We start from the raw sequence: 25,713 nt of genomic DNA, 5'->3' as shown, positions 1-25,713 counted from the left end.
AGCAGCGTCGATTTCAAAAGCATCGATACAAACTCACTTTTTCGCTCTTAAGCCTCTAATTGCAAGGCTTCTCACCTTAAAAACTTAACCGTCATCATATTTATAAAACAAAAACACTCTAGGGTAACAATTAAACAACAAGCCCATTTACATTTTGAAACCACATTAATAATGTGTTGAAAATTGCATGAGACAATCACACAGGAAGCGTGACATGACCCTAACCATCAAAAACCGCCTTTATATCCTCTCTTTCATTCCACTGCTACTGATGGCAATCGGGATGATGAGTGTGACGTATATGAAGAGCACTGAGCTAACCGCACAACAAGTAGAATCGACGCGTAGCAATATGATGGCGATGAAAGAAAAGGAACTCAAAGCGTATCTGCAAATGGCTCAATCTTCTATCAGCCCATTCTTGGAAAGAGGTGCAACATTAGAAGAGGCCTTGCCAACCTTAAGAACACTCGAGTATGGCGAATCTGGTTACATCTTTGGTTACGACTCTAAAGGTGTGAGAGTGGTAGTCGGACAAAATACGGATGGCATTGGGAAAAACTACTACGACCTGCAAGACAAAAAAGGCAATTACCTGATTCGTGACCTCATCAAGAACTCAAAGCTTGGCGAATTCACCACCTACTACTTTCCTAAACTTGGTCAATCTGAAGCCCTACCAAAACTCAGCTATTCAATATTCATCCCACAATGGGATTTGATGCTTGGTACCGGTTTTTATACTGACGACATTGATGCTGTCATTGCAGAAATGAAAAAGAGCTCGAACGCTGCGCTGCAAAGCTCACTGACTGCCATCGCTATTTTCTGCGGATTGATTGCCCTTGTTGTCGCAGCGTTTGCTGTTGCTGTGAACCGCACCATTATGAAGCCACTTGAGCAGTTTGACCGTTCAATCAGCGCATTCGCAAGTGGTGAAGCCGACTTAACCGCCCGAATGGAAACCTTCAAAGCGCCCGAGTTCACTAAGCTCAGTGAAAACTTCAATGCCTTTGTTGCCAGCCTGCAAACCATCATTCGCAGCGTCAGTGATGTCGGTCAGCAAGTCGTAGCCGAGACATCTAGCATGTCTTCTCGCGCCGCTCAGGTCGACGAAATTGCTACAGGCCAACGTGAAGAGACAGAACAAGTTGCAACGGCGATGACTGAGATGACCACAACGGCGCAAGAAATCTCTAGCAACGCAAGCCAAGCCGCTGATTCCGCTAAACTTGCAGAGGGCAATGCCAAAGAAGCACAACAGATCGTAAACGCAGCTGCAGATTCGGTTGCAGGCCTAGCGAGCGAAGTTTCAGAAGCCAACACCGTAGTATCACGATTAGAAGGCGATGTGCAGAACATCTCCTCTTCACTGGCAGTTATCCAAGATATTGCCGAGCAAACTAACCTACTTGCATTGAATGCCGCGATTGAAGCTGCGCGTGCAGGTGAACAAGGTCGTGGTTTTGCAGTGGTAGCTGATGAGGTACGTAAACTGGCAAGCCGAACTCAAGAGAGCACGGGCGATATTCATAAGATGATTGAGCAACTAAGAGCCGCTTCAGACGCCGCTGTAAAAGCGATGGACTCAAGCCAAAATCGCAGTGCTCAAACCGTGGAAGAAGCAAACGCTGCCGCCGCTGCACTGGCGAAGATCCAAGAATCGATAGATACCATCATGGACATGAACTCGCTTATTGCTACGGCAACAGAACAGCAGAATATTGTCGGCCAAGAGATATCTCAACGCATTGTAGTGATTTCAGACCAAAGCTCACAATCGGCGGCACTAGCAAATCAAAACCGCACCGGTAGCCAAAACCTCAACAGTCGTGCAAATGAGCTGTATCATTTAGTGGATCGCTTCACTGTCTAATGTCGAGTAAGTGAACGCTACTCAACGTTCAAAGCTATCATCATTAAAAGTAAACGGGCTTCAGAATATCTATTCTGAAGCCCGTTTTTTTTATCGTTGGTGGCTTTAGATCATAAACTAATCCAATTGCTCAGACAGGAAATCCACCAGCAGGCGAACCTTTGAAGATAGATTACGGTTCTGAGGGTACAACGCCCAGATCCCTTCTTTGTCGTCTCGGTAATCGGAAAGCACTTCGACTAACTCTCCAGAGTCTAGATCTTCACTCACGTAGTATTCAGGTAACTGCACCAAGCCAATGCTCTGCTTCGCAGCATCTAATAACGCTAAACCACTGTTGCACTTAATGCGTCCGTTAACACGAACCGAACGAGGGCGACCATTTTCTTTAAAGCGCCAGTGTTCAAATCCACCAACTAAGCATTGATGATTATTTAATTCAGATAATGTATGCGGTTCCCCATAACGTTCAATATATTCAGGGCTGGCACATACATAGAGTTGGCGTTGAGAGAGCTTCTTCGCCACAAGACTTGAGTCTTCTAAGCGACCAAGACGAATCGCTACATCAACACCCGAGTCGATTAGGTCGAGCTTTTGATTAGTCAGCATCAACTCAAGTTCTACTTGTGGGTGAAGATTTAAGAATTGATGAAGTATCGGAGCAAGTTGGCGCTCACCATAAGTCACAGGCGCGGTGACTTTCAGTAAGCCTTTTGGTGTGGATTGCATCTGCGTGACCGCAAGCTCAGCAATTTCTAAGCCCTCGACCAGCAACTTACACTGCTGATAATAGAGTTGCCCAGCCTCTGTTAGAGACACCTTTCGGGTCGTTCGATTGAGCAGTTTCACTGCGAGTCGTTCTTCGAGGTTTGCGACCCTACGACTGATTTGAGCCACCGACGTAGCGAGTTTCTGCGCCGCACCAGTAAAGCTTTCACGCTCTGCCACTGCAACAAACTCAATTACCCCTTCCCAATTGGCCATGCCTTTACCTTATGCTGAATTTTGGTTACCCATACAGTGTATTGAAGATAGATATCAGTGTCACCTTGCTTGATATGCTTTGCGCATAAATCTTCGCCAGCCACAACTGATTAAAATAACGCCAACCGATACCTGACATTTCTCAAAACTCCTTACCGAACACTAACAAAATCGTATTTCCCCCTGACACTCCTCCTACCACTTCATTGATATGTTGGTTCTGTACCGGAACACAGGTACTTCAACACAGTAAGGTACTCCTATGAAAAAATTAATCATACTTGCATCAACTCTTGTACTCAGCACAACAGCGTTCGCAGCAACCAAAACAACGATTCAAGAAACAACGCTAAAATCTGATACATTTGTTACTGAAGCGGAAGCATACGATGCAGGAACTAACCTTATGGATGAGTTAAGCGCAAAAACACCTTTTGAGCTTTCAAGAGAACTGCCACAGTTCCAACAAACAACCAAATACGATTCGTTCAAGATTGATGACGCGAACATGGAAGTGAAAAAAATCACTAACATGAGCGGCGATGTTCATTACCAAGCGAACGTAAAAGTTGACTACCGTTACACATACAAAGACGGTCGCAGCAGCTAATACCGAACGATTAATTAGGTCTCAAAACCGACCTAGTATCTAAAAGAAAGCCCGTACTCATTGAGCATGGGCTTTTTTGACCTTCAGCGCTGATTAATGGAATTCAAACGAACAACCAGTATCAGCTCATATTCGTCTGTCTACTTTGAAAATTAAACTTCAAACTGAGACACTAGGCTATCTAGCGCCTCACACTGTTCTGCCAATGCCATACATGCATTTTCTGCGCTGCTCGCCATTTCAACCATTTGCATTGTGCTTTCAGCGATGCGTTGAACATTCTTATTCACTTCTTCAGACACTTGAGACTGTTGCGAAGCCGCCGTTGCGATTTGTGTGTTCATGTCGTTCATCTTTCCGATTGAGTTGCGAATCTCACTCAATGAAGATGCCGCTGTTCCTGCCTGAACAATGGTTTTCTCGCCACTCACTTTGCTTTCAGTCATTACACCAACCGCGTGTTTCGCACCAACTTCTAAGCGTTCAATCATTGATTGAATTTCGCCAGTGCTGTCTTGAGTTTTACTTGCAAGCGCACGAACTTCATCAGCTACAACCGCAAAGCCACGACCTTGTTCACCGGCACGTGCTGCTTCAATCGCAGCATTTAATGCCAATAGGTTAGTTTGTTCTGCAATACCTTTGATCACACCAAGGATTGAGGCGATGTTCTTCACATCTGTGTCCAGTTCTTGAACTACACCACCCGCGTTCTCAATATCTTGCGCAAGGCGTTCAATCGAAGTCACGGTCAAGCCAAGCGTGGTATCTGCCGATTCCACTTCATGGTTCGCCACGTTACTTGCGGTTGCTGCATCTAATGCATTGCCACTGACCACTTCACTGGTTGCTTGCATCTCATGAACCGCCGCCGCGACTACTTCACTTTCTCGCTGCTGATTTGAAGAGAACTCAGCAACACTCTGGGTTAACGATTTGATGTTTTCCATCTCAGCGCGTACCGCATTCGATGTGAAAATAACTTGTTCGACCGTGACGTGGATCTTGCCAACAAACTGATTGAAAGCAGAGCTTAAACGAGCAATCTCATCATTACCTTCGACCTTCATTCGTTGAGACAGATTACCGTCACCCGAAGCGATTTCATTCATCGCTTTCTCAACGTTCTGAATGGGTTGAATAATGAAACGGTTCGACAACCACATCGCGAAGATTGCAGCGAATACAGCAACGGCCATACCGACTTCGATGATCAACTTACTTGATTCAATAGAGTCATCGGCTTGCTGGCGAAGCTCTTTCTGCTTCAGTTCAATCAAGGTTCTGATATCACGCAGTTGCTTACGAATAGTCGCAAACTCGGCATCTAATGCAGGTGAGTAATCAATATTGTATTGGTGCGCGTTCGCAGGGTCTGCAAACATTGGTTCATGCAGCGCCACCCACTTACTCATCGCGTTCACAAGCTTTGATAACTCACCACGTGAAGATGGATCCAACACGCCCGCTTGATACAAGGTTTCGACACTTTGAAAACGAGGAACCGCTTTGTAAGCGTTGTCTTTAAATTCAAACTTTTGGTACTCAATCGCCGCTTGGTCTTTAGCAAGCAACAAACCTTGTGCCGAAGCGATAATTTGGTAGATATCTCGGTAGCCATCTTCTAGGTTATCTAGCACAGGCTGAACCACATTATTGAGCTCGTTATTAATCGCAGCTTGAGCATTTGATCTGATAACGTTGAGTACAGTAACGGTAGAAAAAACAATCACAATCACCAACAGCGGGATCGCGATTTTACTCTTAATCGAAAAATTATTGATATTCATTGGGATTAATAACCACACTTCAAATAGGGATGCGCGCGCAATATACAGCACACATATGCAATCTCACTAAGGATTTGTGAGCCCTATCTCATAGCAAACGATATCGTTAATTTTCGTGGTGATTATTCAACCAGAGGTTAACTCTCAAACATTAAAGTATGCTCTGATTTAGACTTATTTGCCGCTGAGTACGCGCAAATACTGGAGAAGTGTGAGAAATAACACCATAATGTAGGGCTCTAAAATAAGTAGGTAAGAACATGAAAATTTGTGGTGTTGAAATCAAAGGTAACGATGCAGTCATCTGTCTTCTTTCTCTATCAGATGGTGTATTTAACATTCCTGATTGCCGAGTTTCTAAAGTTTCAATTAGCGACGCAAACGACACACAGAATATGAAAGACTTTCAATTCTCTTTTGCAAAGTTAATGGAAGATTACCAAGTAGATAAAGTTGTAATTCGTCAACGCCAAACTAAAGGCAAATTTGCTGGCGGTGGCTTTGGTTTCAAACTAGAAGCAGCAATTCAACTGATCGACGGCCTAGACGTAACCGTTGTATCACCTGCTGACATCAAAGAGAGCCTCAAGCGCAACCCTCTAATGATGAAATTCAAAGAAACTGGCCTTAAGCAATACCAAGAAGCACCGTTTACTACGGCATATGCTTGCTTGATGAAGCGCTAATCAAAAGTCGCTAGCCAATATTTGATACAGAAAGAGTCTGAATATTCAGGCTCTTTTTTGTTTCTAGTTACTGACGTTAAGTGGAGTTAATTATGATATACACACTACCGCTCTAACACTGTTCGCCTGCGAGCCTTAATCCATTCTGGCTTCCTCACCACCAAATAAACCGCCGCAGCAGACAAGGCAAAGCCCATCGCGCCATAGATGTCGAACGACTCACCGAAAATAAGCCACGCTTGGATTGCTGTCGTCGGTGGCACCAAGTAAAAGACCGAAGCCACACTTGAAGATGCACCGTGCTCTACCATGTAAAGCAACAATAGGATGGCAACACAAGACAGAACGACCACCAGCCAGATTAGAGTCAACGTGAATTCTACCGTCCAGTTCACTTGCATAGTTTCATAACGCATTGCGAACGGCAGAAACAACGCTGCAGAAGCCAAATATTGCACCATCGCACCGCCGACCATATCAGTGCCCTGACAGAAGCGCTTCTGATACAGAGTCCCGCAGGTAATACCAACCAAAGAAACCAAACACAATAACGTTGCCAAGCCTTTTTGGTCGTCTGACTGCCATTCAATATTGCCCATCAACACCAAACTAATACCCGCAAAACCAAGCGCTAATCCCAACCACTGTGCAAAATTAAAACGCTGCGAAGTACAGCTGATCATAATTAATGCGGTGAGAATCGGTTGTAAGCCAACAAGTAGAGAACTCAACCCGGCAGGCATACCCATATCAATTGCCAGATAAGTGCCACTAAGGTAGAAACCATGAATCAAGATGCCAACCACACAAGCATGGAAGAATGCACGACCACGAGGGATACGACGCTTAAGGATTGCAATCAAAACTAAGAACAGCGCTACGTTGGCTACCATCCTCAGTGAAAGTAATGTTGCGGGTTCCGCGTATTCCACGCCAAGACGAGCGCCAACAAAGCCTGACGACCACAATATTACAAACACGAACGGAATCATTTTAATCAGCATTACAAACCTCTGGTCAACTCTTCATCAATGCTGTTACCTTAGTTGGGTACAGATAACTAATAAAGATACAGATATAACACTTTAAATGGTTACAGATTGAGAGTGAGCAACGAGGGAGAAAAACGTGGAAGCAGAACTCAGCGGCAATAAATACCTTGCTACCGAACAACATATTAAGGCTCAAATTGATAAAGGACTCTTTCATCCAGACGATCGCCTTCCCTCAATTCGCCAATTAAGCGAACAACTTGGCGTGAGCAAAAATACCGTTATTCGTGCCTACCAAGAACTGGAAGCGACAGGCTGGGTTTATTCGGTTCCCAAGTCGGGTTATCGCGTGAAAGCACCCAACACCACTAGCTGGGATGCATCAAGCCAACCTCAAAAAGTTGATCTATTATCTGTCACCAAATCGGTACTCTCTCGTCCAAAAGGTCGTCTAAAACTATTGGCAGGCTCAGCACACCCCAATATCAACAACCCTGCGATTCGTAGCTTGTACGCCGAGATCGGTCGCCACAGTCGTTTGCAAACTCAGCTTCCCGGTTATTACCAACTGCCTCCTGGAGACGAGCAATTAGTAAAGCAATTGTTAAAGATCACCCATGATCTTGGTGTGCCTGCGGGATCGAAAGAGATTGCGATTACTCATGGAGCTCAACAGGCGATCAGTTTAGCTTTACGTGCGCTCACCAAGCCGGGGGACATCGTGGCGGTCGAGTCGCCATGTTACTTCGGCAATCTACTTTTACTTGAGTCGCTTGGCTTACAAGCCCTTGAAATTCCCAGCAGCGTTAGCCACGGTATTGATATCCCATCACTACAAAGTGCGCTGGGCAAATGGGAAGTGAAAACCTTACTGCTAACGCCAAACTTTACCAATCCAACCGGTTCACGGATGCCATTGGCGAATCGAAAAGCATTACTGGAGATCACCGGATCCTTACCGATTATCGAAGACGATGTGTTCGGTAGCTTGGCATTCGACACACCAATCGCGAGCCTCAAAGAACTGGATGATCAAGATAGAGTCATCTACGTCAACTCATTGTCTAAAACCTTAGACTCACGCTTACGAATCGGCTGGTTACTGTCGGGGCGCTATCAGCCCTTGGTCGAAAAGTACCTTTTATGTGACAACATGGGCAGCTCAAACCTCATGCAATCCGCGGTGGGTCAATTCCTCACTACCGGTAAATATCGCAGTCATTTATCCAAAATGAAACGGCTCTATCAAACCAATCAAAAACAGTTCCAAAGCTTGTTAATTCAAGCTCTTGATAGTTACCCGCACCTTGTCGGACACTACCACCTATCAAAGCCGGAAGGCTCATTTCTCAACTGGATAACACTGCCTGAGTCGGTCGACAGCTATGCCGTCTATCAAGACTGCTTAAAGCATAAGTTGGGGATTTTACCCGGTACAGTGTTTGGGACCAATGACCAATACAAACACTGCTTGCGCTTCACTGTCGCTAACATTGAGGAGAGCAAAGAGTGGAAAGAAGGGATTGTGACGCTGGCGAAGATAATAGCTAAGCACGTACGTTAGATATTTTCAGTATTCGACTAATATTCTCAATCAAGAGTTAATAGCTTTGACCTTATTAACATATTAAATATTAGAGATTCGCTACACTCGCAGCCTTTCTATGCTTAGCAGAATTAAACGTGGCAACAATAAAAGATGTAGCAGCACTTGCAGGGGTTTCAACAGCAACGGTTTCTCGTGTATTAAACCGAACCTGCTACGTTGAACCTATCACGCTAGAGCGCGTAGAACGTGCAGTAAAAGAGCTCAATTACCACAAAGATGCTCGCGCAACAGCCTTGGCAAGTAGAAGCAGCAATACGCTTGGATTACTGACTGGCAACCTTGCCGATCCATTTTTTGCTCTGGTCGCGAAGAGTGTCGAAGAAGTGGCTAGAACCAATGGTTACCAATTGGTCGTGGTAAGTGGCGGACACAATGCTCAGCGAGAAAAAGAAGGCCTCGACTTTCTTATCAGCCAAGGTTGTGAAGCAATGGTCATTCATTCAAAGATGCTCGATGACACCACGTTACTGCGTTACTCCGCTCAATTACCTGCAATGGTTTTACTCAACCGCACGATTGCTCAAATATCAAATCGCTCTGTATGGGTAGATAATAAACTCGGATCTCAAATATCAGTACAGCACCTCATCGAGCTGGGTCATCGAAAAATCGCCTATGTCTCGAGCGACCTTCCAATCCAAGACCGAACAGACCGTTTACAGGGCTACCAAGAAGCGATGAAAGCGGCCAATATCGAAATACAGCCTAATTGGATCATCAACCAAAACTTTAGTGAATCAGGTGGTGAAGCGGCGGGTGACATCTTAGTAAACCAATGCCCCGAGGTCACAGCCGCCGTCACCTTCAATGATGTAATGGCTGCAGGCTTAATGACGAGCTTGCAAGATCAAGGCATCTCGGTTCCCAACGATATTTCTGTGATCGGCTTTGATGATGTTTTGCTCGCTCGCTATCTTTACCCTCGGTTAACCACCATGCACAACCCTATCGACGAGATGTCGACTTATGCGGCTAACCTTGCCATAAAACTTAAAGCCGCAGGATACGCCCCTCCTAAGCAACATAAATTCGAAGCGACACTGGTTGAAAGGCAGACGGTTAAGTCAATCAAGCACTAAAATGAGACGAAATGTGACCAAAATCTCATGTATACACCTCATGTAACCGCTTACATGAAAACAGCATTGAAGTCGCACTTTCGATTTCAGAGCACGCTTATTATCCATTCCGAACAAACCCTACATTCACCTGAGGACAACAAATATGAATAACTCAAAGCCTCTACCATCGTTCGGATTAGCATTAGCGCCCATCGCCGTTATGTTTGCGCTACTTGCTATTGGATACGGTGTTTTAGGACTTCGCATTGAAGTTCTGCTACTCATTTCTGCGACTTTCACCGCATGCATTGCTTGGAAGATGGGCTACAACTGGGATGACATCATCAACGCGATTGTTGAGAAACTTGCAAAAGCGATGCCTGTTATCTTGATATTGGTTTCGGTGGGCGGTCTTATCGCAAGCTGGATGATCAGTGGCACGATCCCTTATATGGTTTACTGGGGGCTTAAAGTCATCAGCGCTGAATACATACTTATCGCTGCCTTTTTCGTTACTGCTGTTGTCTCTGTATGTACTGGTACTTCTTGGGGATCTGCGGGCACGGTTGGTGTTGCACTGATGGGCGTTGCGGCCGGTCTAGATGTATCATTGGCAGCTGCCGCGGGTGCTGTTGTTTCTGGCGCATATTTTGGCGACAAGATCTCCCCTCTTTCAGACTCAACTAACTTTGCGCCTGTCGTTTCAGGCACCACATTGTACGAACACATTCAGCACATGCTTTACACAACGCTGCCTGGGTTTGTGATTGCATCAGTTGTCTTCTTCTTTGCTGGACAAAGTGCAGATATCGCGAACGTAGGTGAACCAGAAAAGGTCACTCAAATTCTTGCGGGACTGGATAGCCTATACAACTTCAATATCCTTTTGATCATCCCACCAGTGATGATTCTGTGGGGCGCACTCACCAAAAAGCCTGTTCTGCCACTGATGTTAGGTGCGTCTGCTCTTGCGATTGTATTAGGTATGGTTCTACAAGGTTTCTCTCTACAACAAGGTTTCCAAGCTTATGTCGACGGCTTCAATGTCGCTCTGTTTGAAGCGAAAGGTACAGCGATTGATGGACTAATTCCTGATGTGTCTAAACTGCTAAACCGTGGTGGTTTGTTCTCAATGATGAGCACCATCCTACTGGTTTTCTGTGCGTTCTCTTTTGCAGGTGTTTTAAGCCTAACCGGCGCTTTGAATGTGGTACTAGGTCGTTTCTTGCATATGATTCACTCAACAGGACAACTTATCGCATCAACAGTGATTGCAACCATCACAGTAGTATTCACGACCTCTGACGGTAAATTAGCACTTCTCATCCCTGGTGAACTGTTTCAGAACGCTTACCGTAAAATGGGGCTAGACACTAAAAACCTATCTAGAACCATTGAAGACGCAGGCACAATCATCGAACCACTGGTTCCTTGGACTGCGGCAGGTATTTACATGGCAAGCACGCTCGGAGTTGCAACGCTAGATTACCTACCTTGGGCAATCCAATGTTACACCGGTATCGTTTTCGCTCTGATTTATGGTTTCACTGGGTTTGGTATTGCACACACAAAGCCTGAACAATCAGAAGACTCCGTAGAAACTTCCCTGGCTCACAGCACTAAGTAAGGCTCACATCCTATGAATTCTTTCGACAATACAATTAACCGCAGAAATACAGGGTCGGTAAAGTGGGACTTTATGGAGCAGAAGCTTGGCTTAGAAAGTACCAACTTACTGCCAATGTGGGTTTCTGACTATGATTTCCAAGCGCCTCAACAAGTATTAGATCGCTTAGCTCAAGATATTTCTCATGGTATTTTTGGTTACTCAGAACGTCAAGACGACTACTACCAAGCCGCGATCGATTGGTTTAGAAACCAACATCAAACAGAAATCAAACGAGAATGGATTGCAACGGTGCACGGCGTTTTGCCCGGTATTGCTATGGCGCTGCAAATGCTCACACAAGTGAATGACCAAATCGTAATTCAAAGCCCGGGCTACGGTTCGTTCCGTAAGATCATCGAACTAAATGATCGTAAGGTGTTGAACAACCCATTGATAGTATCAGAAGGTCGTTACCAGCTTGATTTCGCACATTTGGAAGACTGCTTTGCGAGTGGCGCCAAAGCGTTGATTTTCTGCAACCCACACAACCCAACAGGCAGAGTATGGAGCGAACAAGAGATCCTGCAAGTTGCCGAGCTTTGCCAAAAACACGATGTATGGCTGATCAGTGATGAGATTTGGAGCGACCTAGCGCTAACATCCAACATATTCCATTCAACATTGAAACTACCAAGTTCGCTAACCGACAAACTTATTGTGGCAACTGCGGCCAGTAAAACTTTTGGCTTATCATCATTAAGAATTTCGAACTTTATCATTCCAAATGCAGAATTGAAGGAGCAGTTTGTTCGACGTTTGGATGCTCATGGCATGGATTGCTTCAACAATCTATCAATGTCCGCAGCGACCACTGCATATCAAGAGTGTCAAGCTTGGTTAGCGGACTTAAAACAGTATCTGCAAGACAACATAGAAACGCTGAGCGGATTCCTAAAGACAGAGTTGCCTCATATTCGTTTCACTAAACCCGAAGCGACGTATCTTGCATGGCTAGATTGCCGTGCAATGAAACTAAGCGATGCAGAGCTTGAGCGCAAACTCATTGCAGCCGGTATTGTACCGAGTATGGGTTGTGCCTTTGGCGAGGAAGGTTCAGGATTTATTCGATTGAATCTAGGGTGCCCTGCAGAAGTATTAGCAGACGCTTTGGTACGACTAAAAGTAGCATTAGCTGTAGATAAGTAAGCAACTAGAAAACGTCACCCACGCCAAACAACAAAGCCCCACTCAACTGAGCGGGGCTTTCATCATTCTTACTATTTACTTATTTAAAGGTAAATTAGCCTTGCCAAGCAAACTGTTCGAACACTTTGTCTACCGGCGTTTCAGCAACACGGTTTACATAGTTACTGATCACTTTCTGAGACAGGCCAAGAATCACTTCTAACACTTGCTGTTGGCCGTAACCCGCCTCAAAGAATGCTGCCATTTCACTTTCAGACACATTGCCACGATTACGAACCATGCTGAGCGTGAAGTCGTGCAGTGCTTGCAACTTCTCAGTTGGCATTGCGGTGCGATTACGCAGTGCTTCAGTGATCGCAGGATCAACCTTCATTGAGTGTGCAATGCCAGTGTGTGCAGGAACACAGTAGTGACACTCGTGTTCAACGTTGATGGTTTGCCAAACCACCGTTAGCTCTTCAGCATCGAAAGATGAGTCACTAAACGCCTGATGAAGCTGAGTGTAAGCTTTAAGCGTGTTTGGGGATTCAGCCAACACACCAAACAAGCCTGGAACTCGCCCCATCTGTTTTTTAGCGCCTTCAAGAATAGGTTTGCTCTGCGCGGGTGCTGATTCTATTGAGTGAATTTTGAAGTTGCTCATTGTTTTATCCCTATCAATTTATGATTTTAAAGTTATTCAATTACGGAGCAATTAATTACTGTTCTCCGTTAGTGTGAAAACAATATAGAACAAATTAGAACGATCGTTCAAGTGTTATTTTGAACATATGTTCAAGTTTTACATTGAAGCATGACGAATATCTTTTGCTCATAACAAGAAAGCCCATCAAGTGAAACCTGATGGGCTTTCATTCATCTAAGATTTTATTTTAAGCAACTACCAGTATTCAGCATGAGCCAAAGCTTCAACACAGCTAGACTGTTCGCTCGCCACTTTGATTTCACCGCCAGTCAGCGATTGAGCGATCCAACCGTGAGGGTAGCTCAACTCGAATGGTTCTGGGATCTGCTCAGTAGTGATTTGCTCAAAACCTACTTTTGAATAGTAACTAGGATCACCGTATGTCACAGCAAGCTCGACACCCTGTTCCTTTAGAGTCTGTAAGCCGAAGTTAATCAGCTTTTGGCCGATCCCACGCTTTTGAACTTGAGTGCTCACCGCTACTGGAGAGAGCAAGTAAGCCTTAGTTTCGTCATCAAATGAAAGCGGAGTAAAAATAATCGCGCCTACAATTGTGCTTCCTAATTCACGAGTATCATCTTCCGCGACAAAACAAAGTAGCTCTGTTGGATCTGTGGTCGTTAAAAGATCCTTGGCAAGCTTACCTACTGTTTTACCCTCGTTCTCGCCTTCTGAATCAGTAAAGGTTTGAGTAAAAAGTTGCGTGATCGTTTCGATCTCGCTTGAATCATATTGTCTAAATTTCATGGTGTTCTTCACTTACTGTACTTTCTTCAACACAAAGAAGTGATAATCAAAATCACGCTTAGCTGAGCCTTGAGAACCTTCCACAAGTTCGCTGTTACTGAAGAATTGTTTAATTTCATTGTCGCAATCTGCGAGCGCTTTTGAGTTTGGCATCGTTGCTTTCAAAGACTCGACTTGCTTTTGCAAAGGCTGATAATAGGCAAGCCAGCCGGCGTCGCTCATCGCAAAGTCATCCAAGACTTGGTAACCCGCCGCCTTTGCATGCTTGATACGTTCAGCTACCGTGGTCATATCTGGGTACTCTTTCTGCCAGAATACTTTGATTGATTCGTTTGGATTCTCGGTGTTCCACACCAAATCATTCACGACCAAGATGCCATCATCGATGAGTAGCTTCCGCCACTGCTTAAGTGCTTTCTGAACACCCATGATGTAAGCGCTACCTTCTGACCAGATCAGGTCGAATGACTTAGCTTCAAACGGTAGATCCATCATGCTTGCACATACCGTTTTAATATTGCTTTCGAGACCAAGTTCTAGTGCTTGTTGACTCAGAATATCCAAACTCGGTTGATCATTGTCTAACGCTGTTATTTGCACGTCCGTTTGATGTTCAACTAAGGCTTTCGCTAACGCCTTGGTCGCGATGCCTTTGCCACAACCAATCTCAAGTACGCGCTTAGGTGTAACCGGAACTTGTGCCAATGCTGCTAAGGTATCTTCAACCGTTCCTGGCCCTAAACGCTCTAAGCCCTCAAAAATAGCGCCAAAATCCGCCATGTATTGATCATGTTCATTCATGTCTTTCGATAACCACTTCAATCGCAGAGCCTGTTTCTCATCAAAACCCTGCTTAATTAACCAATCGAGGTGTGCATCTGGCGCAAGCTTGTCCATCGACTCATGCCACTCTTCTAGACCACCTTCACCTAGCATTGCTGCTAGTAGGTCGCGTGATCGTTGCTTTTGAACGAGCTCTTCGTCTAACTGCTTAAGACGATTTTCCAGTAAGCTGCGCTCTATCTTTGCATCTAGACAAGCTTGGCACTCTTTGAGCGTCAACCCACCCGCTTGTAACTGCTGCAACAACCGAACACGTTGTAGGTCCTTTTCAGAATAAAGGCGATAACCATTGCTCTGACGCTGAGCTTCAATCAAACCTAGCTTGCCGTAATACAACAATGTGGAGCGGCTCAGCCCAACCAAATCGGCCAGTTCAGAGATACGATACATGCACTTCCCCTCTCATTTCGGTAGCAAAGATAAACTATGAAGCTGTAGTCAGGTCAACAGAATTTTAGACACTTTTCTCGTTCTTTACCTATTTACCTTCAAACTGATAAAACGATCTGAGTGTGGTTTTAACCATAGAACGGTTAGTCATCGACATTGCCTGCACGGGATTCAGGAAAAGGAGAGGATTAAACTTGATGAATTGAAAACAATTGGCTCATAAACATACTTCTTTCTAACCGAATTTTGCTAACTTCTAAATTATTCAACAATGGACGAACGTTAACTAAACGATAAATACAATCACCCAGCAAATAGATCAAAAGAGCACAGATATCATCTGAAAATGCCTTCTTAACTTTTTAGAAAAATTCAAAAATAATTAGAATTTAATCCCTAACTTTACTGAGTAATTTGTTAGTCTTGGAAACAATTATTTACAATCCGACTAAAAATTAATTGGATCGCTAGAGGTTGTTTTTCTTGAATATGAAATTATTCGGCAGTTCCCTAATCCTTTCAGGGACTGCATTAGGGGCTGGCATGTTGGCTATCCCAATGGTGTTGGCCCAATTTGGCTTCATGATCAGCTCAGTGCTGATGCTACTTATCTTTATCGGCACCACTTACTCTGCACTCCTACTGGCAGAAGCGTGTACTAAAACTAAAGACAACAGTGGCATGAGCAGTGTTGCTTACCTCACTCTGGGCAGCAAAGGTAAACACTTTATCAATGCACTCTTTTATCTGCTGTTGGTATGTATGCTTATTGCTTATATCTTGGGCGTGGGTGACATCATCCATAAGCTACTGCTCGATGTTGGCGTAAACATCTCTGCATCTGCTGCTTATACGGTTTTCAGCCTATTTATGGGTGTGATTGTAGTTGCGGGTAAGTCTTATATCGACAAGTTGAACCGTGGCCTATTCATCATGATGGTGGTGATGCTATTTATTGTTATCGCTTCTCTGTTTAGCAATATCCGCCTTGATTACCTAACTCAAACTAGCCAATACACGGCCAATGATGTGGTGCAATACAGCGCGGTTATCTTTACCAGCTTTGCCTCTATGGTGGTGATCCCATCACTGGTGATCTACAACCGTGAAGCGACTCAAAAGCAGATCCGCAATATGATTCTGCTTGGCTCAGTGATTCCGCTCGTGTGCTACCTCACTTGGTTGTTCGCGATTATCGGTAACCTTGGCACAGACGCGATCAGCCAGTTCCACAACATTTCAGAGCTGATCTCTGCGTTTAGCGGACAGTCTGCTTGGTTGAAAGTAGTGATTGCTCTGTTCTCAGCACTGGCATTAGTGACCTCTTTCCTTGGCGTGTCCATGGCGCTGTATGACCAAAACAAAGACGCTGTAACCAACAACAAAGCGTTGGCTTATGCGTTGACCTTCATCTTACCTTTGGTATTAGCAGAGCTGTTCGCTAGCCAGTTTGTAAGCATGCTCGACTATGCAGGCATGGTTTTGGTGTTCCTAGCTATCTGGGGTCCACTCGCAATGGTGGTTAAGGTGCGCAGACCGGACTTCCCTCACCTACAAACCGAGGGCAGCTACACAGCAGCCGGTGGCGACACCGCACTAATGGCAACATTCGGTTTTGGCGCGCTGATTTTCGTGTCTTGGTTTATGGGTTAGATAGAGACACAGTATCAACCGCTGCCGTGGTGATATGTATGTGTTTGTGAGTGAAGACTAAACAAGTACCTCACACTCACATCAAAATACAAAAAGCCAGTGAGTATCTGCTATTAACAGTAGATACTCACTGGCTTTTTCAGTATTTGAACGTGATTACTGAGAATTAAAGAGACGTTCTTATTAAGTTAAGTTGTCAAGTAACTGCTCACATTGCGCTTTGAGCGATTTAAGTTCGTTTTCATTCATCTTAGACAAACAAAATATCTCTTCTGGGACAGTTTGCGCGCGCTCTTTGAGTTCAGTCCCTACAGGAGTTAGCGTAATTACTCGCACTCGTTCATCTTCAGTACTACGTTTACGAAGCACATAACCTTTTGCTTCTAAACGCTTAAGTAATGGAGTCAAGGTTCCTGAATCTAAATGTGTTTTAGCGCCTAACGCTTTGACATTTATCTCTTGTTGCTCCCAAAGCACCATCATCACAATGTACTGTAAATAAGTAAGATCAAGCGCTTTCAGCAGAGGTTGATAAGCTCGACTCATTGCATTTGAAGCACTGTAAAGTGCAAAGCACACCTGATTATCTAACTTTAGATATTCATTTTGGTCGCTCACGATCACCTCGTCAATAAATTAAATTGCACACAATATACTTGCACACGTAAGTTTTATCAATTAAGCTAACCTCAAAATAAAGTTGCGCACAATTTAATTTTATACAATCATTTTAAGGATTAAGACAATGACAACACTCTACACTACTTCTGCTACTGCAATTGCTGGTCGTAACGGCCAAGTTTCTACTGACGATAATTTGCTTTCTGTTGCATTAAGCTACCCGAAAGAAATGGGCGGTTCAGGTGAAGCAACGAACCCTGAGCAACTGTTTGCGGCGGGCTACTCTGCGTGTTTCTCAAATGCTCTACTTCACGTAGCGAAAGAAATGAAAATCAAGATTGCATCGGCGCCAACAACTGCAACGGTTGGTATCGGTCCAAATGAAAATGGTGGTTTTGCTTTAACCGTTTCATTAGCGATTGAGCTCGACTTGGCTCAAGAACAGGCTGTTACGCTTGTAAAAACCGCTCACCAAGTTTGCCCATATTCAAATGCGATTCGTGGCAACATTGATGTGAAATTGTCGGTTAACGGACAAGCGCTTTAGTCGCTTTACCCAAAAATGTCCCACTAAAAAAATGTCCCGCATTAGGCGGGACATTTTTATATAAGATGGAAAACTTCTAACTCTGAAAGATTAGCTCTTAAACGTGTTTGCAATCTCTTTCAATGAAGCCGCCAGTTCAGCTTGTTCTTTGGCTGTTGCTGCAATTTGAGTTGCGCCTGTGGTCGACTCCGTCGATTTCTGCTCTACTGCCATCACGTTTTGCGCGATATCTTGGGTCACAACCGCTTGCTCTTCCGTTGCTGTGGCGATCTGTTCGGTCATGCTGAATATTTCGCTTACCGATGCGGAGATTCCTTGTAAGGTGTGCTCGACCTCTTTTGAATCCTCAACTGCTTTAGACGACATCTTCTGGCTGTTATCAATCACATTAAACGCCGTTTGAACATCAGACTGTAGCGAGCTGATAAAGCCTTCAATTTCAGCTGTCGATTGCTGAGTACGTTGTGCTAGCGTGCGAACTTCATCAGCCACTACCGCGAATCCACGGCCTTGCTCACCCGCTCGTGCCGCTTCAATTGCCGCGTTCAATGCCAGTAGGTTGGTTTGTTCTGCTACCGACTTAATCACATCAATCACACTGTTAATGTTATTGCTGCTCTCGTGTAGGTGCGTGATTTTTTCCGCTAGGTCATTAATTTCAGATGCCAGTTTTTCGATAGAGTGGTAAGAGTTTTGAACCGTATTCAAACCTTCTTGCGACTGCTCATCGACCAGTTTAGCAGAGCTTGCTGTCTGCTGAGTTTTAGCGGCCACTTCATTTACCGTTGCTGATAACTCTTCTGTAGCAGTCGCAACTAAGCCAATTTGGTCTTTTTGTTGAACTAGTGTGTTCGAGTTGTAGTGACAAGTTTGCGAGGTTTCTTCAGCGGCTGAAGCTAAGGTCAGACTCGACTGAGACAGATTGTCGATAACGTTTGAAAACTTCTCTAGCGTTTCGTTGAGTGCCGAAGATATCTGGCCAAGTTCGCTGTTACCAACGTACTTAGCACGAACCGTTAGATCGTTGTCATTACGAACTTTAGACAACATCACTGTCAGGTCTTTCACTCTCATCGTCAGGTCGCTGATCACCTTAAAGCTCACGAAGGTTGCGAACAAAGTAATCAAAGCAAATAGACCAATACTCATCATCATCGCAGACTGCGCCTCTGACATCTTTTTCTCGGTCAGCGCAATCAGTGATTCAGCTAGGTGGTTTTCTGTTTTCTTTAGCTGAACAATACGAGCAGTAGATTGAGAGAACCAGTAGACAGGGTCAACATCAAAGCCGCTCATCTTAGATTCAGCCAAGCTACGAAGCTTTTCTACTTCTGCCACAGAGCGGTCATTTAACTGTTGTTCAAAGAATCGAACGTTCGCTGGGTTGCTCAACACTTCATAGTTCGAGAAGTAGGTATTTTGCTCTGTCACTAAAGAGATGAATTTCACCAGCATACCCGGGCCAAATTCATTTTTAGAAAAGGTGTTATTCAGGACAGCACGCTCGATACCCGCTCGCTCTTTACCTTGCAAGAAGTTGTAGTAAGCGATGGTTTCTGTAGTGATGGTAGCATCAGAACTTAGCTCTGCAATTAACGCCGATACGCTAAGAAGCTTTGCATTCAATTGGGTGTAGTAACCCAAGGCCTCAGAAAGTGGGATAGATTGAGAATCCACTCGATTTCGAATGGTCGTTATCTGATTAAGGCTTTGGCTTATCTCTGTGTTCAGGCGATTAATCTGTGGCAGATTGATATTGGCAGACTGCCAGTAATCATTTCTTTCATTACGTCGGTTATCGGCATTGGTTCTCTGCGCGGCTAATTCACTGACAAACTTGGTTCCTTGAGAGCCAATAAAGCCAGCTGTCATGCCTCGCTCTTTTTGTAACTCATGCACTAACTCACTGTACACAACCGAAAGGCGTGTCAGTTGATTCAATGAGGACATTTCAGTCTTTGTTTCTACGCCTTTGGATATCGCAGAAACACTGAGCCAGAGAAACCCTAAGATCGGTAAAATAAGCAAAGCGATGATTTTTTGCTTAAAGGACATATCGGTTAATTTCATTTTTATTTCCTAGCAGCTGACGAATCTTTATCTGTCATGTAATTAGACACACTTCTAAAACGGTGTACCTTTACCGAGATCATAATAATATTTAGTTTTATCAATTACCGTGCCATAACGGACGACAATCGATAACGCTAGCATTTAACCTTACAAAATTCATTGGTTTATTTATAAATTTGTTAGCTATGCAGCTTTAGAAAACACAAAAAGCGTGCAACAACATTTTATTGACGTAAGCGACTGAAATATGGCAGGTTTTATTAACCCTAAAGAGGTATGTGTACACCCTTTTTCTGCTCAGTTGTCGCTACATATTCAGCGCCAACTATGTATAATGCCGGGCTCAAAAAGTTACGAATTCAATTAACGTAGAAGCATAATTAGAGGTTTTATGGACTGTCCCGCTTGCGAAGAACACATTGGATGGGAATGGGTAGAAGAAGCAGCAATCGAACCTAATGAAGAATTCGATTGCCCAGAGTGCGAAGAAACGCTGATGTACACTATCGATGAAGGCACCTATTACGGCGCGCAGCATAAAACCGTCGAAGTCGTCGACGACTAGTCTTACTTAGACATTAGATAATGAGACCAGAATAAAAACTGCCAAACCTTGTCTATTAATTGCATTCAATCGAGCACCTTATGCACCAACAAGATGCAAGGAAGACAATTAAGTTGAGCAAAACACACCTTTACTGGAACGAGCGTTCAGCATAAAATATTGAACATATGTTCAGATTAATGAAGTAAATGTTATGGCCAAGACCGCGAAGTTCGATAGACAAGATGTAGTAGATAAAGCAACGAACCTGTATTGGGAAAAGGGCTTTCACGCAACTTCTATGCGTAACCTGCAAGATGTGATTGATATGCGTCCGGGTAGCATCTACGCGACATTTGGCAGCAAAGAAGGTCTGTTTAAAGAGACGCTTGCTCGCTATACCGAACTTGGCATCCTCAATCTGAACCGTTTCCGCAGCGAAACAGACTCTCCAATCAAAGCGCTCGAAAGTTTCGTCAAACGTGCTGTGGTCGAATCAAAACAAAGCTCGCCAAATGGCATGTGTATGCTAGCAAAAACGGTCGCAGAACTGACTGATGAACACGCAGAGTTATTAGAAGAGGCGAAGAAATCACTGAAGATCATGGAAGGTGAGTTCGCTAAGCTGATTACCGAAGCACAAGAGCTTGGTGAAATAAGCAAAGAGCGTGAACCTGTTCAGCTTGCTCGACATGTTCAAGTTCAAATAGCAGGTCTGCGTACGTACGCTAAAACCTGTGATGACATTGATTTACTTAACTCAATGGTTGAAGACGTATTTAAGTATCATCCTTTTTAGAAGCTGAACTTGTTTTAGAAGCCATACAAAAAGACTCCACTGTTAGCCTAAAGCACTAGAGCGGAGTCTTTTTAGTTTTGAGCTAGTTAACTTTATAGATGATTAACTTTAGTGTTTAAGGGTTACACCTTTCTCATGATCAGCGCCTGCGCATTGAGCATCGCCTCTTTGGTGCTGACATCTAACGTTTTCACATTCGCAAAGCGCTCGACTTCTTTGATCGCCACATCGTGAGCGAAGATCACCAACCTCGCTCTTTCAATGTCTTTCTGTGTGATGCGATTGCCTATTCCATTAGCACCTTGTGTCTCAACCTTAATCCGAACCCCGAGATGATGCGCCGCTTTTTCCAGAGACTTCGCAGCTAAGAAAGTGTGGGCAACACCTGACGGACAAGAAGTGATTGCGAGTACACCCGCTTGCCCTTCTTCTGTCACCGAGCCACCTGCAAACTGGTTGGAACTCGCCTCGCCTTCGACCACATTTTTTTTCAGCAGTATCACGATCAAAGCCGTGGTGAGCGCTCCCGCCAGTGTGCCAATGATGTAGCCAATTTTTCCGTCAACCACAGGCAGAACAATCCAACCGCCCCATGGTGCATGGTTCACTACATGGAACATAAAGCCAACAACGTTACCGACAATGCCACCAGCAACAACCGCAGGCAGAACGCGTGCAGGGTCGGCAGCAGCAAATGGGATCGCACCTTCACTGATGCCGATCATTCCCATGATCCCTGCGGCTTTGCCCGCTTCGCGTTCGTCGCGTTTAAACTTCTTCGGCGATATAAAAGTCGCCAGAGCCATACCGAGTGGTGGCGTACAAATCGCAATGCCAACGCCACCCATCAACCAAGGTTGGGTATTTACCTGAGTTTGAGCAAACAGTGTAGCGACCTTATTGATTGGTCCTCCCATATCAAAGGCGGTCATCGCGCCTAAAATACTGCCGAGCACCATTTTTCCGGAGCCAGCCATACCCGTGAGCATTTGGTTCATCTCAAGCATCACTTGAGCTATCGGAGATCCAATCACCCACATTACCGCACCACAAGTGACGAAGGTACCGACGAGTGGATAGATGAAGATCGAGCTCAGCGAGATCATGCTGTCTGGCAGTTTGATCTTCTTAAGTAGATTCACCACAAAGCCCGCAAAGAAGCCGACCACTATCGCCCCAAGAAAACCGGTGTTATATTGGTTAACGGCAACCCAAGAACCAATCATGCCCGGTGCTAAACCCGGTTTGTCGGCCATCGAGTACGCAATGTAACCGCCCAGCACCGCAGTAAACAACGTTAATCCCGCAATGCCCATCTGTGCGATATCAGCTAACACGCCACTCTCAGGAACTGCGCCGTGACCGGATATCATCACCGACAAAGACAACAACACACCGCCCGCAACCACGAATGGGATCATGTGTGAAGTGCCATACAACAGGTGTTCTTTGAGTCGATTGAGTGATTGTGCCCAAGGACTGAGTGGCTCGACATACACTTCGTGATGGCTAGAGGAATAGCTATCAAAGGAATCTGAATTGACTTCAAGAAACAGCTCTTGAGCTTCCTCAACCGACTCGGCTGCCTTTAATTTTGTAACAAAGCCATCTTCGATCAATTTGGTCGAGATCTGAGCCAGTACCTCGATATGATGGTCGTCGTTGTTGTCTGGTGAAGCGAGCATGAAGAACACGTCAGACAATTCACCGCCATCAGCACCATAATCAATACCCGTTCGACTGATGCCTACTGCGACAGCAGGTTTAGCAACGGCGGTACTTTTCGCATGTGGAATCGCAATACCATCATCAAAACCCGTATTACCAATCGCCTCACGCTTCCAGATATCATCAAGGAATTCACTTTTATTGGAGAGCTTGCCCGCGCGATCGAGTAACTCGACAAGCTCTTCAAATACTGCCTGTTTTGAGTCTGCTTGCAAATCTAAGCAGATAATCTCGGGCTCGATAATATTAGTGATATCCATGGTCTATTCTGCCTCGCCTGATTTCAGACTGAAGTAATTAGGTTCTTCCGACCTAAATTAAAATTTCGATGTTAATAAGATGAAAAGATTAACGGTGTGAAGGCACTCAATATATAGGACGAAAGGTGCATTAACTGGATTATTGTAACCAAGAACTCAGAGTGTGACTTTCACCTTGGAATAAAAAACGGCAATCCATAAAATCCACAGAACCCATAAACATATCGCCCCTCCTCTATGCGAGCTTTCCATACTGGATTTCCCACGCAAGATGGCTTTTACAAAATAGCTTCTGAAAGGTAGCCTATGTAACGTAACAGGGACGAGAATAAGCCGAGAATAATAATGAGAATTGTAGCGGTAACTGCGTGCCCTACAGGCATTGCGCACACCTATATGGCAGCTGATGCTTTAAATAAGACAGCCCCTAAATTCAACGTTTCAATCAAGGTTGAAACACAAGGCGCTATGGGTATTGAAAACTTACTGACTGCACAGGATATTACTCTCGCAGACAAGGTATTGATCGTCTCTGATATCGACATTGAACAGCCAAACCGCTTCGACCCAGCTAAAACCTTATTAATCCCCATGGAAGAGGTGTTGTTGAGTGTCGATAAAGTCTTTATTAAGCATTGTCGAACCTAGACCTTTCATGAACGAATATCAGATCACCTTCTTCGTTGACGATCCTGCCGCGAACTCACACGTCGCGCAACCACTTAGCCGCTTGGCAAAAAAATTCAAAAGTACCATCCGTATTATCAACATCACTCAAAACCGAACGGCTGATCTCTCCAAATCTGTCGCGATGTTGCAAGTGGGTTTGCTTCGTGGTGATTTGTGTCAAATAACCGCGGTCGGTATCGATGCAGAGCTGGCCTGTTTCGTTCTCAAAGATGTAATTGCTGAGCATTACGACATGGTTGGCTCACAAGTGAACCATGAATTCTCGAAAGATCTAATCCAGCGTATGCCGCAAATATGCCCGCCCTGTGACATCAAGTGGCACCATGCCAAAGCACAAACTCAACTGACCAAATTTGAATGCTTGAAAGGCCTAGCTCACCTTGTTTATCCAGAAGACCCAGATGAACTAATTCTGGCATTCATTAAACGAGAAGAACGCTCGTCTACGTGTGTGTCACCGGGTATCGCCTTGCCGCATGTGATGTTTGAATCGACTCAAGATCTTTCGATTGCGGTCATCGTCAGTGACAACCCGATTGATTGGGCTTCACGCATTGGAGAGGTGCACGTTGCTATCGCTTTAGTGCTTCCAACTAAGCCACAACGCGAACACATTGTCGCGGCCACTAATCTAACCAGAAACCTACTTCACGATCAGGTTAATGAGCGTCTGCAAAAGACTCGAAGCAGTGTCGACCTGCAAGCCCTGTTGATGTACATATCATCTCGCCTGCTTTAAGGCTACTCACTCAAAAATACGGTCTCAACTAAAAAAGACGGCTTAACTAGTTAGAGCCACGATATTCGGTCGGCGTTCTTCCTGTGCGATTCTTAAACACGCGACAGAAGTAATTCACATCCTTAAAGCCACAACGTAGTGCCACTTCATTGAGCTTGAAGTTGTACTTCTTAAGCATAAACTTAGCGCGATCGACCCGAACACGGGTGATGTATTCTGCCAGCGTCATGTGGCCTTGTTGACGGAACATTCGCGACAAGTGATTGGATGAAATACTAAAGCGCGAGGCAATGCTGTCTCGCGTGATTTGGCGGTGGAAGTTCTCTTGAATGTAGATGCAAATCCCCTGATACACATCCTGTACTCGGCTGTGAGATTTCTCGACAGGTGCATCCAACATGGTCTTACTGTATTGCAGCAGCGCTTGTAGTAACAGTTCATCCATAGGCTGCTTGTTACTCTCGCGCGCTAACGAGCTGAGCGCCTCCAAAATGTTATCAATCGCAAACCCAGAGCGAGTCTGAATACTGTGCTTTTGAATATCGTAAAAACTCTCTTCCCCTTTGCGCTTACTCACCAAACTTAAGCCAAGCTGACGGCGACCAAACAACATGCTCAACACCGAGCAGTCAGTATCCCAGTTGGGTTTGTTCCAGCAGTTCGGTGGGATAAAAATCGCATCGCCCGCTTTCGCGACAACGTTGGTGATCTTACGATCATGACTCTCCATCTCATTGACATACTCTCCGTCGAGCACCAGCTCTAAGCGTGGAAAGTTCACCTGATAACTGCATGCTGAAGGCGTGTGAAAATCCCCCGCAAACCAGATGTTATGAAATGGTTCTCGCTCATTTAATACCGACGAGATTAGGTCATGAAATATCATTTATTCGAACTCTTAAAAGCAGCAATAACGCTACGGGAATAGATATACTCCTTAGTGAAACATAGCGCTATTGAGCAAAATC

At 44.8% G+C, this 25,713-nt stretch carries 23 protein-coding genes; 13 read left to right on the top strand and 10 right to left on the bottom strand.

Going from position 1 to position 25,713, the window contains the following annotated elements; translation table 11 throughout:
• Positions 1-214 precede the first annotated feature (214 nt).
• Positions 215-1,876 carry a methyl-accepting chemotaxis protein gene (locus CWO08_RS19280; protein WP_108020934.1) on the top strand — a complete coding sequence of 554 codons (1,662 nt, stop codon included), beginning with the start codon at positions 215-217 and terminating at the stop codon, positions 1,874-1,876.
• Between the two features lie 117 nt (positions 1,877-1,993).
• Here CWO08_RS19280 and CWO08_RS19275 read toward each other — a convergent pair whose 3' ends face one another.
• On the bottom strand, positions 1,994-2,863 hold the full coding sequence (locus CWO08_RS19275; protein WP_048669431.1) for a LysR family transcriptional regulator: 870 nt from the start codon (positions 2,861-2,863) through the stop codon (positions 1,994-1,996).
• A 262-nt stretch (positions 2,864-3,125) separates the two neighbouring features.
• On the opposite strand from CWO08_RS19275, the gene CWO08_RS19270 reads away from it, so the two are divergent.
• Entirely contained in the window at positions 3,126-3,473 is a 348-nt protein-coding gene (locus CWO08_RS19270; RefSeq protein ID WP_048659007.1) for a DUF3316 domain-containing protein, read from the top strand.
• Positions 3,474-3,625: 152 nt separating this feature from the next.
• Here the strand turns inward: CWO08_RS19270 and CWO08_RS19265 are convergent, their stop codons facing one another.
• Positions 3,626-5,263: a methyl-accepting chemotaxis protein gene (locus CWO08_RS19265; protein WP_108020950.1), complete on the bottom strand. Its 1,638-nt coding sequence runs from the start codon at positions 5,261-5,263 to the stop codon at positions 3,626-3,628.
• A 260-nt stretch (positions 5,264-5,523) separates the two neighbouring features.
• Here CWO08_RS19265 and CWO08_RS19260 point away from each other — a divergent pair, with 260 nt between their 5' ends.
• Positions 5,524-5,949 (top strand): DUF3010 family protein, encoded by a 426-nt coding sequence (locus CWO08_RS19260; RefSeq protein WP_017069797.1) that lies wholly within the window; start codon positions 5,524-5,526, stop codon positions 5,947-5,949.
• Between the two features lie 104 nt (positions 5,950-6,053).
• Here CWO08_RS19260 and CWO08_RS19255 read toward each other — a convergent pair whose 3' ends face one another.
• Positions 6,054-6,953 (bottom strand): DMT family transporter, encoded by a 900-nt coding sequence (locus CWO08_RS19255; protein ID WP_108020933.1) that lies wholly within the window; start codon positions 6,951-6,953, stop codon positions 6,054-6,056.
• A 124-nt stretch (positions 6,954-7,077) separates the two neighbouring features.
• Here CWO08_RS19255 and CWO08_RS19250 point away from each other — a divergent pair, with 124 nt between their 5' ends.
• The 4 genes from CWO08_RS19250 to CWO08_RS19235 all read left to right on the top strand — a co-directional run bounded on the left by CWO08_RS19250 (position 7,078) and on the right by CWO08_RS19235 (position 12,426).
• Entirely contained in the window at positions 7,078-8,505 is a 1,428-nt protein-coding gene (locus CWO08_RS19250; RefSeq protein ID WP_102478526.1) for a PLP-dependent aminotransferase family protein, read from the top strand.
• Between the two features lie 119 nt (positions 8,506-8,624).
• Positions 8,625-9,629, top strand: a complete 1,005-nt coding sequence (locus CWO08_RS19245) for a LacI family DNA-binding transcriptional regulator (RefSeq protein ID WP_048663973.1) — start codon at positions 8,625-8,627, stop codon at positions 9,627-9,629.
• A 145-nt stretch (positions 9,630-9,774) separates the two neighbouring features.
• Entirely contained in the window at positions 9,775-11,238 is a 1,464-nt protein-coding gene (gene nhaC / locus CWO08_RS19240; RefSeq protein WP_102432003.1) for a Na+/H+ antiporter NhaC, read from the top strand.
• A 12-nt stretch (positions 11,239-11,250) separates the two neighbouring features.
• Positions 11,251-12,426, top strand: a complete 1,176-nt coding sequence (locus CWO08_RS19235) for a MalY/PatB family protein (RefSeq protein ID WP_108020932.1) — start codon at positions 11,251-11,253, stop codon at positions 12,424-12,426.
• 94 nt (positions 12,427-12,520) lie between these two features.
• Here CWO08_RS19235 and CWO08_RS19230 read toward each other — a convergent pair whose 3' ends face one another.
• The 3 genes from CWO08_RS19230 to CWO08_RS19220 all read right to left on the bottom strand — a co-directional run bounded on the left by CWO08_RS19230 (position 12,521) and on the right by CWO08_RS19220 (position 15,091).
• Entirely contained in the window at positions 12,521-13,069 is a 549-nt protein-coding gene (locus tag CWO08_RS19230; protein WP_102432001.1) for a carboxymuconolactone decarboxylase family protein, read from the bottom strand.
• A gap of 237 nt (positions 13,070-13,306) precedes the next feature.
• Positions 13,307-13,870 (bottom strand): GNAT family N-acetyltransferase, encoded by a 564-nt coding sequence (locus tag CWO08_RS19225; protein ID WP_102479532.1) that lies wholly within the window; start codon positions 13,868-13,870, stop codon positions 13,307-13,309.
• Positions 13,871-15,091 carry a MerR family transcriptional regulator gene (locus CWO08_RS19220; protein WP_102431999.1) on the bottom strand — a complete coding sequence of 407 codons (1,221 nt, stop codon included), beginning with the start codon at positions 15,089-15,091 and terminating at the stop codon, positions 13,871-13,873.
• A gap of 489 nt (positions 15,092-15,580) precedes the next feature.
• Between CWO08_RS19220 and CWO08_RS19215 the strand changes: the two genes are divergently transcribed.
• A complete protein-coding gene (locus CWO08_RS19215) occupies positions 15,581-16,744 on the top strand; it encodes an amino acid permease (RefSeq protein WP_048659000.1) in 1,164 nt (387 codons plus the stop codon).
• Positions 16,745-16,927: 183 nt separating this feature from the next.
• On the opposite strand, the gene CWO08_RS19210 is transcribed toward CWO08_RS19215, so the two are convergent.
• Positions 16,928-17,362, bottom strand: coding sequence for a MarR family winged helix-turn-helix transcriptional regulator (locus CWO08_RS19210; RefSeq protein WP_102431997.1), 435 nt, complete (start codon positions 17,360-17,362; stop codon positions 16,928-16,930).
• 127 nt (positions 17,363-17,489) lie between these two features.
• Here CWO08_RS19210 and CWO08_RS19205 point away from each other — a divergent pair, with 127 nt between their 5' ends.
• The gene (locus CWO08_RS19205; RefSeq protein ID WP_102431996.1) at positions 17,490-17,912 is read left to right on the top strand and encodes an organic hydroperoxide resistance protein; all 423 of its coding nucleotides are present in this window, start codon (positions 17,490-17,492) and stop codon (positions 17,910-17,912) included.
• A 90-nt stretch (positions 17,913-18,002) separates the two neighbouring features.
• On the opposite strand, the gene CWO08_RS19200 is transcribed toward CWO08_RS19205, so the two are convergent.
• Positions 18,003-19,982: a methyl-accepting chemotaxis protein gene (locus tag CWO08_RS19200; protein ID WP_102480810.1), complete on the bottom strand. Its 1,980-nt coding sequence runs from the start codon at positions 19,980-19,982 to the stop codon at positions 18,003-18,005.
• A 394-nt stretch (positions 19,983-20,376) separates the two neighbouring features.
• Between CWO08_RS19200 and CWO08_RS19195 the strand changes: the two genes are divergently transcribed.
• Together CWO08_RS19195 and CWO08_RS19190 are read left to right on the top strand one after the other, a co-directional pair.
• On the top strand, positions 20,377-20,550 hold the full coding sequence (locus tag CWO08_RS19195) for a hypothetical protein (protein ID WP_008216632.1): 174 nt from the start codon (positions 20,377-20,379) through the stop codon (positions 20,548-20,550).
• Between the two features lie 193 nt (positions 20,551-20,743).
• Positions 20,744-21,328 (top strand): TetR/AcrR family transcriptional regulator, encoded by a 585-nt coding sequence (locus CWO08_RS19190; RefSeq protein WP_102431994.1) that lies wholly within the window; start codon positions 20,744-20,746, stop codon positions 21,326-21,328.
• Positions 21,329-21,450: 122 nt separating this feature from the next.
• Here CWO08_RS19190 and CWO08_RS19185 read toward each other — a convergent pair whose 3' ends face one another.
• Positions 21,451-23,316, bottom strand: a complete 1,866-nt coding sequence (locus CWO08_RS19185; protein WP_108020931.1) for a fructose-specific PTS transporter subunit EIIC — start codon at positions 23,314-23,316, stop codon at positions 21,451-21,453.
• Positions 23,317-23,661: 345 nt separating this feature from the next.
• Between CWO08_RS19185 and CWO08_RS19180 the strand changes: the two genes are divergently transcribed.
• Positions 23,662-23,964, top strand: coding sequence for a PTS fructose transporter subunit IIB (locus CWO08_RS19180; RefSeq protein ID WP_108020930.1), 303 nt, complete (start codon positions 23,662-23,664; stop codon positions 23,962-23,964).
• 7 nt (positions 23,965-23,971) lie between these two features.
• Positions 23,972-24,745, top strand: coding sequence for a PTS sugar transporter subunit IIA (locus CWO08_RS19175; protein ID WP_108020929.1), 774 nt, complete (start codon positions 23,972-23,974; stop codon positions 24,743-24,745).
• Positions 24,746-24,791: 46 nt separating this feature from the next.
• On the opposite strand, the gene CWO08_RS19170 is transcribed toward CWO08_RS19175, so the two are convergent.
• On the bottom strand, positions 24,792-25,631 hold the full coding sequence (locus CWO08_RS19170) for a helix-turn-helix transcriptional regulator (RefSeq protein WP_048669443.1): 840 nt from the start codon (positions 25,629-25,631) through the stop codon (positions 24,792-24,794).
• Positions 25,632-25,713 lie beyond the last annotated feature (82 nt).

The organism is Vibrio sp. 10N.286.48.B8 (genome assembly GCF_003050085.1).
GTDB classification, from domain to species: Bacteria; Pseudomonadota; Gammaproteobacteria; order Enterobacterales; family Vibrionaceae; genus Vibrio; species Vibrio crassostreae.
The sequence above is the reverse complement of the archived record's forward strand: the minus strand, read 5'-3'. Positions and strand labels throughout refer to the sequence as shown.

Coding starts and splice junctions, on each gene's coding strand:
- CWO08_RS19170 (WP_048669443.1), bottom strand. CDS start 25,631: ATGATATTTCATGACCTAATCTCGTCGGTATTAAATGAGCGAGAACCA.
- CWO08_RS19275 (WP_048669431.1), bottom strand. CDS start 2,863: ATGGCCAATTGGGAAGGGGTAATTGAGTTTGTTGCAGTGGCAGAGCGT.
- CWO08_RS19215 (WP_048659000.1), top strand. CDS start 15,581: ATGAAATTATTCGGCAGTTCCCTAATCCTTTCAGGGACTGCATTAGGG.
- CWO08_RS19195 (WP_008216632.1), top strand. CDS start 20,377: ATGGACTGTCCCGCTTGCGAAGAACACATTGGATGGGAATGGGTAGAA.
- CWO08_RS19280 (WP_108020934.1), top strand. CDS start 215: ATGACCCTAACCATCAAAAACCGCCTTTATATCCTCTCTTTCATTCCA.
- CWO08_RS19230 (WP_102432001.1), bottom strand. CDS start 13,069: ATGAGCAACTTCAAAATTCACTCAATAGAATCAGCACCCGCGCAGAGC.
- CWO08_RS19200 (WP_102480810.1), bottom strand. CDS start 19,982: ATGAAATTAACCGATATGTCCTTTAAGCAAAAAATCATCGCTTTGCTT.
- CWO08_RS19235 (WP_108020932.1), top strand. CDS start 11,251: ATGAATTCTTTCGACAATACAATTAACCGCAGAAATACAGGGTCGGTA.
- CWO08_RS19185 (WP_108020931.1), bottom strand. CDS start 23,316: ATGGATATCACTAATATTATCGAGCCCGAGATTATCTGCTTAGATTTG.
- CWO08_RS19205 (WP_102431996.1), top strand. CDS start 17,490: ATGACAACACTCTACACTACTTCTGCTACTGCAATTGCTGGTCGTAAC.
- CWO08_RS19180 (WP_108020930.1), top strand. CDS start 23,662: ATGAGAATTGTAGCGGTAACTGCGTGCCCTACAGGCATTGCGCACACC.
- CWO08_RS19270 (WP_048659007.1), top strand. CDS start 3,126: ATGAAAAAATTAATCATACTTGCATCAACTCTTGTACTCAGCACAACA.
- nhaC (WP_102432003.1), top strand. CDS start 9,775: ATGAATAACTCAAAGCCTCTACCATCGTTCGGATTAGCATTAGCGCCC.
- CWO08_RS19260 (WP_017069797.1), top strand. CDS start 5,524: ATGAAAATTTGTGGTGTTGAAATCAAAGGTAACGATGCAGTCATCTGT.
- CWO08_RS19220 (WP_102431999.1), bottom strand. CDS start 15,091: ATGTATCGTATCTCTGAACTGGCCGATTTGGTTGGGCTGAGCCGCTCC.
- CWO08_RS19255 (WP_108020933.1), bottom strand. CDS start 6,953: ATGCTGATTAAAATGATTCCGTTCGTGTTTGTAATATTGTGGTCGTCA.
- CWO08_RS19175 (WP_108020929.1), top strand. CDS start 23,972: ATGAACGAATATCAGATCACCTTCTTCGTTGACGATCCTGCCGCGAAC.
- CWO08_RS19265 (WP_108020950.1), bottom strand. CDS start 5,263: ATGAATATCAATAATTTTTCGATTAAGAGTAAAATCGCGATCCCGCTG.
- CWO08_RS19190 (WP_102431994.1), top strand. CDS start 20,744: ATGGCCAAGACCGCGAAGTTCGATAGACAAGATGTAGTAGATAAAGCA.